The sequence below is a fragment of the Advenella sp. FME57 genome (assembly GCF_014897675.1).
GTDB lineage: Bacteria > Pseudomonadota > Gammaproteobacteria > Burkholderiales > Burkholderiaceae_B > Advenella.
In genome coordinates this window covers 143,291-157,378 of the sequence record NZ_JABUXU010000004.1, presented here as the reverse complement: position 1 = coordinate 157,378, position 14,088 = coordinate 143,291, and the positions used below count along the sequence as shown (strand labels likewise).

The window sequence follows — 14,088 nt, the reverse complement described above, 5'->3', positions numbered from 1 at the left end:
GAAGCGACTGCCTGAACGCAGCGGCAATATTTCAATTGAAATTTAAAATCTTTTGCCGGCGCGTGTCGCGGTACGCACCCCGCTGTGAACAATAACCAGCCACCCCTTTGCAGGGCAAAGATATGGCCGGCTGTCACGATTTTTAGATACGCATTGGCATGACAACGTATTTGAAGTGCTTTTCATCTGGCAGTGTAATCAGCGCCGAGGCGTTGACATCGGGCTTGACCGACCAGATTACCTCGTCTGTTTTCGCCATGGAAAGCACATCCTGCAGATAGGTCACATTAAAGCCAACACTGAGGGGCTCAAAGCTGTAATCTATTTCAATTTCGTCCTGGGCATTTTCCTGGTCTGCATTGATATATTTCATTTGCAGCAGATTATTTTCCAGATTCAGCTTGATGCCTTTGAGCTTGTCAGTCATCAGAATGGATGCGATGTGCAAGCTGCTTTGCAGTGCCTCGCGATTCACGTTGAAATGACGGGTGTAATCACTGGGGATAACACGCTTGAAGTCGGGAAACTTGCCTTCGACAAGCTTGGAAATCAATTCGATGTCGCCAAAGGTGAAACGGATCTGGCTGGCCGACACATCAATATTGACAGACTCGTCGCTGTCGTCAAGCAGGCGCTGCACTTCAAGGACGGTTTTGCGTGGCAGGATGACTTCGCTGGAAGACTGAATGCCTTCGATATCTTCAGCGGCATGAGCCAGACGGTGACCGTCGGTAGCCACGGCGCGCACCATACCGGGTTCGAACACCATGAGCGTACCATTCAGGTAATAACGGATGTCCTGCTGCGCCATGGAAAAATGCACCATGCCAAACAGCTTGCGCAAGGCCTTTTGCGGCATCGTGAAAGACACGTTCCAGCTCTCGGGTACCGACACGGTCGGGTACTCGGACCCATTCAGGGTTTGCAGCTCCAGGCGGCTTCTGCCGGACTGAATGCCCAGTTTGCCGTCCTGCAGCTTGAGCTTGACTTCATTGGCCGCTGGCAGTGCGCGGACAAAGTCAAGCAGCTTGCGTGCGGCAACCGTTGTAGACTCCACATCGTCACCCACGCCGAAGTCGGCATGCGTGGTGATCTGGACCTCTAGGTCAGTTGCCACAAACGCAATTTTATTCCCCTCTTTACGCAACAGAATATTTGCCAGGATCGGCATCGTGTGCCGGCGCTCTACAATCCCGGCGACCGTTTGCAGCGGTTTGAGCAGCGCATCGCGATTCGCTTGTAACAGTTGCATGATTATCCTTTTAAGGTTTGTTCCAATACGTGTAACTGGTGATTCAACTCGGCGTTCTTGGCACGCTGTTCCGTAATCTTGCGAACTGCATGCAGCACCGTTGTGTGATCTCTGCCGCCGAACGAATCTCCAATTTCCGGCAGGCTTTTCTGCGTTAATTCCTTGGCCAGGTACATGGCGATCTGTCGGGCCATGGCAATATTAGCCGGCCGACGTTTCGAGTACATCTCCTGGACCTTCAGCTTGTAAAAATCGGCCACTGTCTTCTGGATGTTCTCGATGGTAATCTGGCCGATCGATACCGACAGCAAATCCTTGAGCGCTTCCTTGCAGAATTCGACCGTGATGATTTTCACGCCATGAAAGCCGGCGTAAGCAGACACCCGGGACAGCGCCCCTTCCAGTTCCCTGACATTACTGCGCAAATGCTTCGCTATGAAGAACGCCGCTTCTTCCTTCAGGACGATAGAGGTTTTCTCTTCGGCCTTGCGCAACAGGATGGCAACACGCATTTCCAGCTCGGGCGGCTCGATCTGTACCGTGAGGCCCGAATCGAAGCGCGACGTAAGCCGGCTGTTGATATCCTGCAATTCGCGCGGATAGGTATCGGAAGTAATCACGATTTGCCGGCCGCGCTGCACCATGGTTTCATAGAGCAGAAAGAACTCCTCCTGCGTGCGTTCTTTTTTGCGAAAAAACTGGATGTCATCGATCAGCAACAGATCCAGCGAATGATAATACCGTTTCAGATCGTCAAAAGTATTGGTCTGGAACGATTTGACCATGTCGGAATAATACTGGTCGGCATGAATATAACGAACCCGGCTGACCTTGCCTGCCTTAAATAGTGCGTTACCGATGGCGTGCATCAGGTGCGTCTTGCCCAGGCCCGTGCTGCCATACAGAAAGAACGGGTTATACGAAGAAACGCCGGGATTTTCAACGATTTGTGCAGATGCGGCGTTGGCCAGCTGGTTGGATTTACCAATGACCAGGCTTTCGAACGTCAGGTTCGCATTCATGTGCGAACGTTTGTACACGTGGTCTTCAGGCGCCTGTCCAACCGTCTCGATAATAACCACGGGTTCTTTGCCCGTTGCTGCCGGTTCCACAGCCGTTGTTGTCCGGGTTGCCGTATGCAGCGCTGCGCTGGCGCCATGGCCATTGAGCTGGGTGGCCGCGCCGTTAGTGTATTCACGGGGCGCCGGGGCGCCAGCCGTTGGGCCAGCAGGCATACCCGTCGGCGGCGACATGGCCGGGCCATGCACCTGGGACACATGATGGTCGCGTCGCGCTACCTGGAAGATGACCCGGATACCTGGTCGGTTAAACCAGTTGCTGGCCAGTTCCTGGATGCGCTGTGTATAGTTGGTGCGTGCCCAGTTCTGTTTGATGGCGTTTGGCGCGGACACGCGAACTTCGCCCAGTTCTTCATCAAAACTGAGAAAAGACAGGGGGTGCACCCATGCCTTCATCTGTTCGGGAGGGAGTTCCTGGGCCAGGGAATGCACGCAGGATTGCCAAAACTCTTGCATATCGACGTCAATCTGAAAACGTCCTATTTTACCCTGATTCGGACAAAGTTATCCACAGGCAGCCCGGCTGTTTCAAAGTTTCCACAGCAGTTGACGCTTTGTCGCAAAAAGGATAGAAACATCGGGCAATAAGGGGCTATCTGAGGCAATTTTGCATCATCTTGCCGCGATTGTTCGCAGATCGGGCATACCCATCAGCAGACACTTGACAACAGAAAGGCAAATATTATTGGAAAAGCCACCTAAACCATTGACTATTCACAAAAAATTTGATGAAATATAAGGCTTTACAAAATTGCGATACGTGCCTGATGTTTAGCGGACGGCATAGTTGATGCGTGATTAACGCATTTTTCAGCCGCTGCCTTTTAGTATCTTTTAAGATTTCAGGCACTGCGATACGTAAAAAACGCTGGAAAAGACTCTGGGGCCGGTTTCAAGCAGGTTCGACATTTCCCTTGTTATTCAATGGGTTGTGAGCCTGGGCTTTGCTGTTGTCGGTTCGTTTTTTGTCATGTTGCTCATCTTTGCGCATGCGGGCTGCAACCGGCACCGGGCACACGAAAAGCAGGTCGGTTGCCTGATGGGCGGCCAGAGTCGGGCAGCAAGCTAAGCCCGCTCACCCGGATTGCAAGTGGCAACACCTGGTCCTGGAGCGGCGCAGAACAATGTGATGGGTCGTCAGTGAAGCAGCCAATTAGGGCTGGCATTGCGACACAACACAACAGACAGCCTGCGGTCAGCCTTTGCTGTAACCCGTTATCAGCCCAAACGTCACCCCTGTGAGGTTTGGCTGCGGGCAGAGTCACCGTATCAATGCTTTTGTCTTGACACGCGGCGGCGAACAAACCGTCCGGCAGTAGCCGTATTTAACTTTAGCTCTTTATTTTTGGTGGAATTTCCATGAAACGTACTTACCAACCTTCCGTAACTCGTCGCAAACGCACACACGGCTTTCGTGTCCGCATGAAAACCCGTGGTGGCCGCGCCGTGATCAACGCTCGCCGCGCCAAAGGCCGTAAACGTCTGGCCGTCTGAGTGCGATCCGGACCCCGATCCGATCGCGCCTGACCAGGCAGAAGACGGTTCCTGTCCGTTTCATGCAAAGCGCCACCTATCCCAAAGCGGCGCGACTGCACCGCCCCTCTGAATTCACGAATCTTCTGAGAGGAAGACGTGTGTCCCGGGGGGCGTTGTTCACTCTGAACCACGCGCAGCCCTCGCCCCCTTTGCCCGAGCCCACTGCAAGACTGGGCATGATTATCGCCAAGCGCTTTGCTGTGCGGGCGACCACCCGCAACACCATCAAGCGAGTCATTCGCGAATCCTTTCGTCATCACCGTCTGAACCTGCCGGCCGCCGACTATCTGGTGCGCCTGCATTGCAAGATCGAACCGTGTTCGCTGACGGTACTGCGCCAACGGGTGCGCCAGGAAGTAGATAGCCACTTCGCACGCGCGCTTGCCAGTCGTCCCGACAACAAGGAGCAGCGATGATTCGCCAGATTCTGATTGCACCGATCCGTTTTTACCGGTACTTTATCAGTCCCTGGGTGGGTCAGTCCTGTCGGTTTACGCCCACCTGCTCGGCTTATATGGAACAGGCTATCCATACGCACGGCGCCGGCAAGGGCCTGTGGCTGGGAACCAAACGGCTTTGTCGCTGTCATCCCTTTAGCCCAGGCGGTCATGATCCGGTGCCGCCGGCCAAGGCATCCACAGGCGCCACGACCGCGGCAAATCATGAATAATTTCAGTAGACTGCCTGCAAAACCGCATTCCCGCAATATGCACTGGGTTACACTAGTGCGTTTTTCCAACCGCTCTTACTGTAATCAGGTTACATGGATATCCGACGCACCATACTCTGGATGATATTTGTTTTCTCGGCATTTATGCTGTGGAACAACTGGCAAACCTATACCGGTCATCCCTCTCTTCTTGGCGAACAGCCCACGGTCGCGCAGCAGGATAATACTGCACCGGCTTCGGCGACACCGCAAGCCGATACGCCGTCTGCACCAGCGGTGCCGGGTGCGTCAACCACGCCTGCCCAGGCACAGGCTGCGACAAGCGCGCCATCCGAGATTGTTGACGTCGAAACCGACGAGTTCCGTCTCCAGTTCGATACGATGGGCGCGCAACTGGTTCATGCCGAGTTGCGTAAGCACCGGGATACGGCCGACGAAACCAAGTCTGCCGTTCTGCTGGAAAACAACGAGATCTCGCGCTATACGGTACAAAGCGGTATTGTTGCCCCGGCCGGCCAGAAGAAAAACTATCCTGATCAGTACAAGCCTTTCAAACTGATATCGACCGAGACAACCATGACCGGCGACACACTGCCGGTTGTGTTCGAATCCGAATCGGGCGGCCTGAAAGTGACGCGTACGTACACCTTCAACAAGGGAACGTATCGGGTCGACGTTCAGGACGTTATTACCAATACCAGCCAGGAACCCCAACAGCCATCACAGTATTTGCAGATCACCCGTGACAGCAAGGATCCTCCGGGCGCTTCCAGCTTTTACCATACCTTTACCGGTCCGGCGATCTATACCGAGGAAGGACGCTTCCAGAAATTCTCTTTTTCAGACATAGATAAAAACAGCGCCGAGTACATCAAGCAGTCCAAAGACGGCTGGATCGCCATGATCGAGCATTATTTTGTCACGGCCTGGGTACCGCCAGAAGGCAAAGACCGCCTGTATAACCTGCGCAAGACCCCCGAAGGCCTTTACGCGGTAAGCACTGTCGAGCCGCTGGGCACACTGGCGCCCGGCGCCAGCATCACGACCGGTGCCGAACTGTGGGTCGGCCCGCAGGACCAGGATGCACTGGCATCAGTGGCGCCTGGCCTGGACGTCGTGGTCGATTACGGCTGGCTGACCATCATTGCCAAGCCCATGTTTGCGGTCATGCAATGGATCCACTCGATCGTGGGCAACTGGGGCTGGACCATCGTTCTGCTCACCTGCCTGATCAAACTGGTTTTCTTCCCTCTGTCGGCCGCCAGCTACAAATCCATGGCGAAGATGAAAAACGTCGCGCCACGCATGCAGGCCATGAAAGAGAAATTCGGGGATGACCGTCAGGCGCTCAATGCGGCCATGATGGAAATGTACCGCAATGAAAAAATCAATCCGTTGGGCGGGTGTCTACCCATCCTGGTGCAAATTCCGGTCTTCCTGACCCTGTATCGGGTCCTCTTGGCCAGCGTCGAAATGCGCGGTGCGCCATGGATCGGCTGGATTCACGATCTGTCGGTACACGACCCCTACTTTATCCTGCCGATCTTCATGATGGCCAGTATGTTCCTGCAGATGCGTCTGAATCCGAAACCACCGGATCCGATGCAGGCCAAGATCATGATGTTCATGCCGCTTATCTTCGGCGCCATGATGTTCATGTTCCCAGCCGGCCTGGTGCTGTACTGGTGCGTCAATAACGTGCTGTCCATTGCCCAGCAATGGTTCATCACGCACAATATGAATAAGGCTGCCAACGACGCCAAGATAGGCTAAGTAAGGGACAGACCCCCAGGTCTGTCGGCAGGCTGCCCGCCACGGGCCACGGGCCACGGACCGCTATTGCATACGCAATAGCGGTTTTTTTCTGCCCGACTGTTCATGTTATGATTTTGCAGCACGTCATGGGTCGGCTTGCGACCGCCAGAACACACATAAGAGAGACGCATGAAAAAGCTGGATATCCCTTCGCTGGAAGCCTTTGTCGCTGCCGTAGAGGAAAAAAGCCTGTCCCGGGCGGCGCAGCGCGAAAATCTGGTGACATCAGCGATAAGCAAGCGGATTACCGACCTGGAACAGCATCTGGACAAAACCCTGCTCTCGCGGCACGGTCGCGGCGTTGAACCCACGCCGGCGGGCATGTTGCTGTACCAGCACGCCAAATCCATCCTGCGCAATTTGCGACTGACCGAGAATCTGATTCACGAATTTGCCAATGACGGAAAAGCCCAATTACGACTGCTGGCCAACCCGTCAACCATATTGCAGTTCCTGCCGCAGCAGATGGCGTCCTACCTTAAAAGCCATAGCCGACTGCGGATCGATCTGGTCGAATGCCACAGCTACGACGTGCCACGGCTGATCGCAGAGGATTCGGGCGATATCGGGATTTATCATGCTGACCAGCCTGCCACGGGCGTGGTTTCCTATCCTTATAAACAGGACCGCGTGGGTCTGGTCGTTCCCAACGGGCATCCGCTGGCGCAACGGCAGTCGCTGTTTCTTGAAGAGGCGCTGGAGTACGATTTGCTTGGCTACTTCCCTCGCCATTCGCTGGACTCCTTTCTGGCCTATGTGGAGCCCTCGCTGTCACGCCCCCCCAATGTGAACCTGCAGGTCTCCAATTTCGAAGCGCGCTGCCGGATGATCATGGAAGGCCTGGGTATTGGCGTTGTGCCCGAAAAAATCGCAGCCAACTATTTGCAGCCCATGGGACTGCAGCTGTTGCATTTGGAAGATAGCTGGGCGCAGCGGCAGTTCTATGTCTGTGTCAAGGCCATTGACGCGCAGCAGCCGCTGATCCGTGAGCTGCTGGACGCGCTGATGCAATAATGCGCGGTCCTGGTCAATTGCATTAGTGACACGGCATTAAGAAGACCGCATGAATGGCCTGCATTCACGACACGCATTAACCGTACCCATTCATCGACTTACAGGGGCGTTAACGGCTCCGCCGCGTTCTGGCGCCCATCCGTTCGGGTGTTAACGCGACAGGTTGCGCAATGGCTGCCCTCGCACCCAGTTGTTCAGATTTTCCAGAAAAATATCGGCTACACGCGCCTCGTTACCGATGGAATGGCCGGCCGTGTGCGGCGATACAATAACGCTTGGCATATCCCACAGTGGCGAATCCGATTCAAGCGGCTCTTTTTCCACCACATCCAAGTAAGCGCCGGCGATATGGCCTTTGCGCAATGCGTCGATCAGCGCCGCCTCGTCAATGACCTCGCCGCGCGACACGTTAACAATACAGGCGCCAGGTTTCATCGCATCCAGCGCTTTGCGATCAATCAGTCGACGCGTCGTCTCGGTCAACGGACAGGCCAGGATCATCCAGTCGGTTTCCGGCAGTATCCGATGCATGGCGTCGTACGGGATCATGGGAATGTCTGTCGGAGTGGTAACGGCGCTGTTGCGCAATACGGTCACCCGCATGCCAAGCATGCCCAGATAGCGCTGTATGGTTTGCCCTATGGGCCCCCAGCCGGCCAGCACCACGTGCTGTCCCTGCAGATCTGCCGGCATCAAATCATCCAGCAGCGGCGCCCATATATGATCGCGCTGTGCCTGTTCCAGAAAACGAAAACGCCGGTTCAATGCCAGCACCGCAGCCAGCACGCTTTGGGCGACGATCCCCGACAGCGCACCAGTGGAACTGGTGACTTTGAGCCCCTTGTCACGCAGGCTCACATAGACCGGGCGATCCACACCCGCAGAATGAACATGCACCCACTGCAAATTGGGCGCTTGCTCCATCATCCGGTAAAAGGTGTCCGTTGCAGGATCCAGCACATACTTGGTTGAACGCCCCGTGATATCCCGGGACACAAATGCAATATCAACCTGTGCCAGGGTCTGATCGTCCAGTCGCTGACCGCTATAGGGTATAAAGTGAATCTGATCCAGGCCGTAGCGCGACCTTGCAACCTCGCGCACGTACGCCTGCACCTTTGCCGAAATCAGTACATTCAATGCCTGTGTTGCCATGGTTTTTCAAGTGCAATAGAGAAGAATGAAAGGGGGCAAGCAGGCGTGCCGCCCCCTATGGAAAGATAATGAACCAAGTCTGCCGCAATTGGGCTGGCAACGGCTTATTTTGCAGAAATATTCATTTCAGCGGTAAACGCTTTCCACTTCTCATTCTCAGCTTTCACAAATTGGGTGAAGGATTCGGCGGTGCCGCCCACTGGCTCGGCACCTTCGTTGGATAACTTGGTTTTGACCGTGGGATTCTGCAACACCGTGTTGATATCCTTGTTCAGTTTCTGAATGATATTATCCGGTGTTTTTGCCGGCGCGAAATAACCAAACCAGGATCCCATGGCAAAGTCCTTGTAACCGGCCTCCTGCATGGTTGGTACATCTTTGAGCGCAGGCGAACGTTTCGTGGTGGAAACAGCCAGCGGGATAAGCTTACCGCCCTTGATATTTCCCATGACCGAGGGCAGCGTCGCAAACATGAACTGCACGCGTCCCGACATGACATCATTCAAGGCATCCGCGCCTTTATAGGGGATATGCGTCACGGTCAAATTGCGGGTTTTGGCCATCATTGCGCATGATAAATGCGCGGCCGTCCCCACACCGGTAGACGCACAATTGAATGACCCTGGCTTGGCCTCGATCTGTCTGGTCAGTTCCTGCACCGATTTGACATTCAGCGAGGGTGCCACGACCAGCACGTTTGGCACATCAGCGACCAGTACCACTGCGCGCAGATCAGTCATCGTGTTAAAGGCCCTTTTGGAATAAATGTATGGATTGACAGCGATGGGGCCGATCGAATTCATCAGGATCGTGTAGCCATCGGGTTTGGCACTGACCACTGCGCCCGTACCAATGTTGCCGGCGGCACCTGGCTTGTTTTCTACGACAACGCTTTGGTCCCACATCTTGCCCAGCTCATTGCTTACTTCACGCGCAATAATATCGGTGGTGCCGCCAGCGGTAAAGGCAACCACCGTTTTGACCGGTTTGGTCGGCCATTCCTGTGCCAAGGCTGTCGATGCGGTCGCATGCATGGCCACAATAGTGGCCAAAACAGCGGCCTGCCCGATCTTTGAATTACACTTGTACATGGTCTGTCTCCTCGTATTTGTTAAAGTAATTACATCTGTGAATAGCTATTTTTCCGACACACGGTCGCAGATATACGCACACGGTCATGGCTCACCGCAATGGCGGCCAAGTTGCTTGCGTTGGTGATGCCACAACATGTCTTGCATACGGTCTGCCTGCCCGCCCCGAATGAGCCGCAAGCGCGTTCGCGGACTGATTGCAGTATCCAGACAGCAAGACGCAAAAGCGCCAGCTCAGTCCATAAAGCTGGCATCCAGCCTTTCCATTTTTCTCAACAATGCCGGCCACTCCATCAGCCCATAGGGACGACGCGTGCCAGGCTGGTAATTTTTGTAGGTTTCTTCCAGCACTGGCGCACTCACCTCATTCAGCGGTGTATTGCAGGACATGGCGGCAATCTGGGCACGGCAGGCCAGCTCCAGGCGATGCATCCAGTTGAACGCCTCGCCTATCGTATTGCCCGCTGTAAGCAAGCCGTGATTGCGCAAGATCATGGCTTCGGACGTACCCAGGTCCCTGACCAGAGATTCCTGTTCACTCAGATCCAGCACAACGCCCTGGTAGTCGTGATACGCAATGCGCAGAAAACGCATGGCTGTCTGATTCAGTGGCAGCAACCCGCATTTGAGCGAGGAGACCGCCATCCCGGCCCAGGTATGCGTGTGAATCACACAGGCAACTTCCCTGCGGGCTTCGTGGATCGCACTGTGAATCACAAAGCCTGCCTTATTTACGCCGTAATTGAGATCCCCAAAATCCGGCGAACTCAATAGATTGCCTTTGTGGTCAATTTTGAGCAGGCTCGAGGCCGTAATCTCTTCGTACAGCAGTCCATAGGCATTGATCAGGAAAGCATCTTCTTCATCGGGCACTCGCAGCGAAATGTGATTGGCGATCATATCGGACATGCCGTAGTGCGCCATCAGGCGGTAGCAGGCAGCCAGGTCTACGCGCGCCTGCCACTCCGTCTCGCTGCATGTCTGTTTTGCACTTGCTATGTGAATCTGGCTCATCATTTGGTCCTTTTTGAAATATGAATTCTTTTGCATTCATAATAAAAAACAGCAGCACCAACCGTTCACTGCTGCTAACCCTATATAGCAATTGAAATAAATATTCTTTGATTGCAATGGGCTGCTTACGATGCCCGCTGCGAGAAGGTGCGTTCGAAAACGCCTTCGGCAATGCGGTTTTTAAGAATCTCGATGGAGCCGCCCGCGATCATCCAGCCGCGACAACGACGCACACAATACTCCACCAGCGACTCACGGCTATAACCCATGCCGCCCATCACCTGCAATGCCTCGTTGGCCACATCAAAACCGATCTGGTTGCAGTACGCCTTGGCGATGGCCGTCTCGGTAGGTGAAGGAAAGCCGCTGTCTGCGCCAGAGGCGGCCTTGTACAACAGCAACTGCGCGGCATCAAGTTTGATACGCATATCGGCAAACTTCCATTGGATGCCCTGAAACTCGCACAGCAGCTTGCCGAACTGTCGTCGTTGCAGCGCCCACTGCCGGGCCTCTTCGTAGGCGTATCGCCCCAGCGCCAATGACCGCGAGGTATTGCCAAGTCGCTCCACATTAAAGCCAGCGATCTGCTTTTTGAAGCCGCCTTCGCCCAACACCACCTGCTCATCGGGTATATACACGTTGTCCATAAAAATCTCGACCCATTCCTCGTCGGACATAAAGGCGGAACGTTTACCCAGTCGCATGCCCTCTGCCTGGGTCTCGATCATGACCGAGCCAATACCCTTGGTACCCGGCCCGAAACGCACGTAGGCAAGAATGAAATCGGCATGCGGCCCGTGTGTCGTGAAAATTTTTGTTCCGTTGATACGCCATCCCTTGCCATCGCGGGTGGCCGTGGTCTTAAGTTCTGTCACGGCTGAGCCGGCATCCGGTTCGGTCATTCCCACTGCAATCAACGCTTTGCCTGCCAGCAGCGGCTTCAGATATTTCTCTTTCTGCAAGTCCGATCCATACTCGGCCAGCACACGGATCGCTCCGAAATTGCCGGCCTGAACCACATCGGCACTGCGCGGACAGACCGATGCCACAGTCTGTATGGCAATCACTGCGTCCATCAGCGTGCCACCCAGTCCACCGTCTGCTTCAGCAATAGTGATGCCAAGCAATCCCTGAGCTGCCATACGGCCGGATATATCCCATGGATAGTCCTGGCTATGTGCTCGCGCAACGGCGCCATCGCGCAGTTCGTTTTCGGCAAAGCGGCGCACCGCCGATTCAAAGCCCTTTTGTTCTGTATTCAGTTCGAAATTCATGCCTTTTATTCTCCTGCTTCAAATTTATTTGATAGTAATTACAACTGTGATATCTCGCGCAGACGGACAACTGCATCAACTGCGACAACGCCGTCTTTTCGAACAAACAGCGGATTGATCTCTGCTTCGGTCACCGGTTGAGCATCGATCAGCGCCAGCCTGGACAGCGCGACAATGGCGCGGGCCAGCGCGTTGCAATCGCCTTCGGGCAACTGCCGGTAACCACGAATCAATTGTGTGTGTTTCACTTCATGGATCATCTGCCAGGCCACTTGCTCGGACACCGGCGCCAGCCGCAGGGAAAAGTCCGGTTTGAGCTCTGCAGTGATGCCGCCTGCGCCAAGCATCACGGTCGGGCCAACCAGCGGGTCGTGCCGATAGCCCAGCATCAGTTCGATCAGGCGGCCTTCCATTTTCTGCACCATATAGCCGTCAATCACAGCTAGCGGGCAATGAGTCTTGACTTGATCGGCCATCGTGCTCAGCGCGGTAGCCAGAGCTTGCTCAGAGTCAATGCCAACCTTCACGCCACCGGCTTCTGTTTTATGAAGAATGTCCCGCGAGACAACCTTCAGGACCACCGGATAATCAATTGAATGGTCTGGCGCATGCGGTTGCACCATGGCGGACGAAACGACATCAATGCCCAGCGTGCCAAAGACCGACATGGCTTCAGGCTCGCTCAAATTGCCGCTAGCCGGGCAACCATCGGGCAACGTCACAGTCGGCAATTGCGCTGGCTGGCGCTGCCCTAGCGGCACGAAAAATGCGGCCAATGCATCTGCGCATGATTCGGGGGTACGAAAGGCTGCAATTGCATTTTTTTGCAGCAACTGCAATGATGCCTGCGCTTCGGGCGACAAAAATGCCACCAGTGGTTTGCTGCTGCCGTGCGCGGTTGCAACTGCATTCAGTATGGGCTGGACCACATATTGCGGATGAAATTGCGCCGAAGAGCCGGCGATGCATAGCACAGCGTCACACCAGTCGCTCTGCATGATCTCGGTCAGCAGGTCCTGATACTGTTCACTGCTGGCCGCCAGGGTCAGATCGATGACCGGCGTCTGGCGTATGTTCAGACCGCGCGAGGCCATATGCGAAATGAATTGTGCAGGCGGTGCAACCGCAACGAACCCGCGCAAGCCCAGGTTATCGACAACGGTTGCCGCACCCCCGCCGGTGGTCGTAATGACGGCCACGCGCGCCGGCGTATCTGTCCAGATCTGTGGCCGCATATGCGCATAGCGCGCAGCCAGCGGTGCGATCTCAAAAAGGGTCTCCAGCATGTTGACGCGTATGACGCTATGGGCGCGGAAATAGGCATCCATGGCGGCATCATTGCCGGCAATGGCGCCGGTGTGCGATTGCGACAGGGCGTCTCCCTGCTCCGAGCGCCCCAGCTTATATGCGATCACCGGCTTGCCGGCGCTGCGCGCCCGTTCCAGGGCGCCACTTAATGTATGCACATCCCGCAAGGTTTCCAGGAACAGCAGTATCACGCGGGTCGCGTCATCATCCACCATGGCGTCCAGTATTTCGCCAACTGAAATATCGCTTTCGTTGCCAACGGACACCAGATGGGAGAAACCAAAACCGCGCGCAGCCGCCCGAGACATGAGCGAGCCCATCATCGAGCCGCTTTGCGAAATAATACCGATATCGCCGGCAGTCAGATTGTCCATTTCAAATGCCGCATTGACGGAGATAACGCCACCGCTGTGAACATTGGCTAGACCAATACTATTGGGCCCCAGCACCCGTACGCCCAGGCGCCTTGCGGTCGCGCGCAGTTCCTGTTGCCTTTGCATGCCCTCTTCACCCGCTTCCGCAAAGCCGTCGGAGTAGATGGTGACCATGCCGATGCCCTTGCGTGCACATTGCTCGACCACGTCGGTGACACCGGCACTGTCGATCATCACGAACGCATGATCCACGTTATCGGGAAGCTGATCAATGCTGCCCCAGGCTTTGACACCATTGATCTGCGGGGCCGAAGGATTGACTGGATAAATATTGCCGGCAAAACCGTGTTTCTGCATGAATCGCAAGGGCCTGGCGGTATTTTTTTTCTGATTGCTCGAGGCGCCAATCAGTGCGACCGACCCGGGGTTGAGCAATGCCTTGTTAAAGGCCCGACGCTGCGAAGAGCATTCGCTGCGCTGGTTTGAATCGTCATGTGTCATTGTCA

General features: G+C 55.0%; 12 protein-coding genes. 5 read left to right on the top strand and 7 right to left on the bottom strand.

Going from position 1 to position 14,088, the window contains the following annotated elements; genetic code table 11:
• Positions 1-142: 142 nt before the first annotated feature.
• Together dnaN and dnaA are read right to left on the bottom strand one after the other, a co-directional pair.
• On the bottom strand, positions 143-1,252 hold the full coding sequence (gene dnaN, locus INT32_RS06675) for a DNA polymerase III subunit beta (RefSeq protein WP_193087949.1): 1,110 nt from the start codon (positions 1,250-1,252) through the stop codon (positions 143-145).
• 2 nt (positions 1,253-1,254) lie between these two features.
• A complete protein-coding gene (dnaA, locus tag INT32_RS06670) occupies positions 1,255-2,787 on the bottom strand; it encodes a chromosomal replication initiator protein DnaA (RefSeq protein WP_128393357.1) in 1,533 nt (510 codons plus the stop codon).
• Between the two features lie 903 nt (positions 2,788-3,690).
• Here dnaA and rpmH point away from each other — a divergent pair.
• From rpmH to INT32_RS06645, 5 genes are all read left to right on the top strand, one after another.
• Positions 3,691-3,825, top strand: a complete 135-nt coding sequence (gene rpmH, locus INT32_RS06665) for a 50S ribosomal protein L34 (RefSeq protein WP_006578231.1) — start codon at positions 3,691-3,693, stop codon at positions 3,823-3,825.
• 62 nt (positions 3,826-3,887) lie between these two features.
• A complete protein-coding gene (gene rnpA, locus INT32_RS06660) occupies positions 3,888-4,283 on the top strand; it encodes a ribonuclease P protein component (protein WP_193087948.1) in 396 nt (131 codons plus the stop codon).
• Positions 4,280-4,537, top strand: coding sequence for a membrane protein insertion efficiency factor YidD (yidD, locus tag INT32_RS06655; protein WP_193087947.1), 258 nt, complete (start codon positions 4,280-4,282; stop codon positions 4,535-4,537). Before rnpA ends, yidD begins: the two co-directional genes overlap by 4 nt.
• A 93-nt stretch (positions 4,538-4,630) precedes the next feature.
• Entirely contained in the window at positions 4,631-6,310 is a 1,680-nt protein-coding gene (gene yidC / locus INT32_RS06650; RefSeq protein ID WP_193087946.1) for a membrane protein insertase YidC, read from the top strand.
• 171 nt (positions 6,311-6,481) lie between these two features.
• Positions 6,482-7,366: a LysR family transcriptional regulator gene (locus INT32_RS06645; protein ID WP_193087945.1), complete on the top strand. Its 885-nt coding sequence runs from the start codon at positions 6,482-6,484 to the stop codon at positions 7,364-7,366.
• 150 nt (positions 7,367-7,516) lie between these two features.
• On the opposite strand, the gene INT32_RS06640 is transcribed toward INT32_RS06645, so the two are convergent.
• The 5 genes from INT32_RS06640 to INT32_RS06620 all read right to left on the bottom strand — a co-directional run bounded on the left by INT32_RS06640 (position 7,517) and on the right by INT32_RS06620 (position 14,083).
• The gene (locus tag INT32_RS06640; RefSeq protein WP_193087944.1) at positions 7,517-8,521 is read right to left on the bottom strand and encodes a D-2-hydroxyacid dehydrogenase; all 1,005 of its coding nucleotides are present in this window, start codon (positions 8,519-8,521) and stop codon (positions 7,517-7,519) included.
• A gap of 104 nt (positions 8,522-8,625) precedes the next feature.
• Positions 8,626-9,612, bottom strand: a complete 987-nt coding sequence (locus INT32_RS06635) for a tripartite tricarboxylate transporter substrate binding protein (RefSeq protein ID WP_193087943.1) — start codon at positions 9,610-9,612, stop codon at positions 8,626-8,628.
• Positions 9,613-9,846: 234 nt separating this feature from the next.
• Entirely contained in the window at positions 9,847-10,626 is a 780-nt protein-coding gene (locus INT32_RS06630; RefSeq protein ID WP_193087942.1) for a class II aldolase/adducin family protein, read from the bottom strand.
• A gap of 125 nt (positions 10,627-10,751) precedes the next feature.
• Positions 10,752-11,900 (bottom strand): acyl-CoA dehydrogenase family protein, encoded by a 1,149-nt coding sequence (locus tag INT32_RS06625; protein WP_193087941.1) that lies wholly within the window; start codon positions 11,898-11,900, stop codon positions 10,752-10,754.
• Between the two features lie 38 nt (positions 11,901-11,938).
• A complete protein-coding gene (locus tag INT32_RS06620) occupies positions 11,939-14,083 on the bottom strand; it encodes an acetate--CoA ligase family protein (RefSeq protein ID WP_370540186.1) in 2,145 nt (714 codons plus the stop codon).
• Positions 14,084-14,088 lie beyond the last annotated feature (5 nt).

Coding starts and splice junctions, on each gene's coding strand:
- dnaN (WP_193087949.1), bottom strand. CDS start 1,252: ATGCAACTGTTACAAGCGAATCGCGATGCGCTGCTCAAACCGCTGCAA.
- dnaA (WP_128393357.1), bottom strand. CDS start 2,787: ATGCAAGAGTTTTGGCAATCCTGCGTGCATTCCCTGGCCCAGGAACTC.
- rpmH (WP_006578231.1), top strand. CDS start 3,691: ATGAAACGTACTTACCAACCTTCCGTAACTCGTCGCAAACGCACACAC.
- rnpA (WP_193087948.1), top strand. CDS start 3,888: ATGCAAAGCGCCACCTATCCCAAAGCGGCGCGACTGCACCGCCCCTCT.
- yidD (WP_193087947.1), top strand. CDS start 4,280: ATGATTCGCCAGATTCTGATTGCACCGATCCGTTTTTACCGGTACTTT.
- yidC (WP_193087946.1), top strand. CDS start 4,631: ATGGATATCCGACGCACCATACTCTGGATGATATTTGTTTTCTCGGCA.
- INT32_RS06645 (WP_193087945.1), top strand. CDS start 6,482: ATGAAAAAGCTGGATATCCCTTCGCTGGAAGCCTTTGTCGCTGCCGTA.
- INT32_RS06640 (WP_193087944.1), bottom strand. CDS start 8,521: ATGGCAACACAGGCATTGAATGTACTGATTTCGGCAAAGGTGCAGGCG.
- INT32_RS06635 (WP_193087943.1), bottom strand. CDS start 9,612: ATGTACAAGTGTAATTCAAAGATCGGGCAGGCCGCTGTTTTGGCCACT.
- INT32_RS06630 (WP_193087942.1), bottom strand. CDS start 10,626: ATGAGCCAGATTCACATAGCAAGTGCAAAACAGACATGCAGCGAGACG.
- INT32_RS06625 (WP_193087941.1), bottom strand. CDS start 11,900: ATGAATTTCGAACTGAATACAGAACAAAAGGGCTTTGAATCGGCGGTG.
- INT32_RS06620 (WP_370540186.1), bottom strand. CDS start 14,083: ATGACACATGACGATTCAAACCAGCGCAGCGAATGCTCTTCGCAGCGT.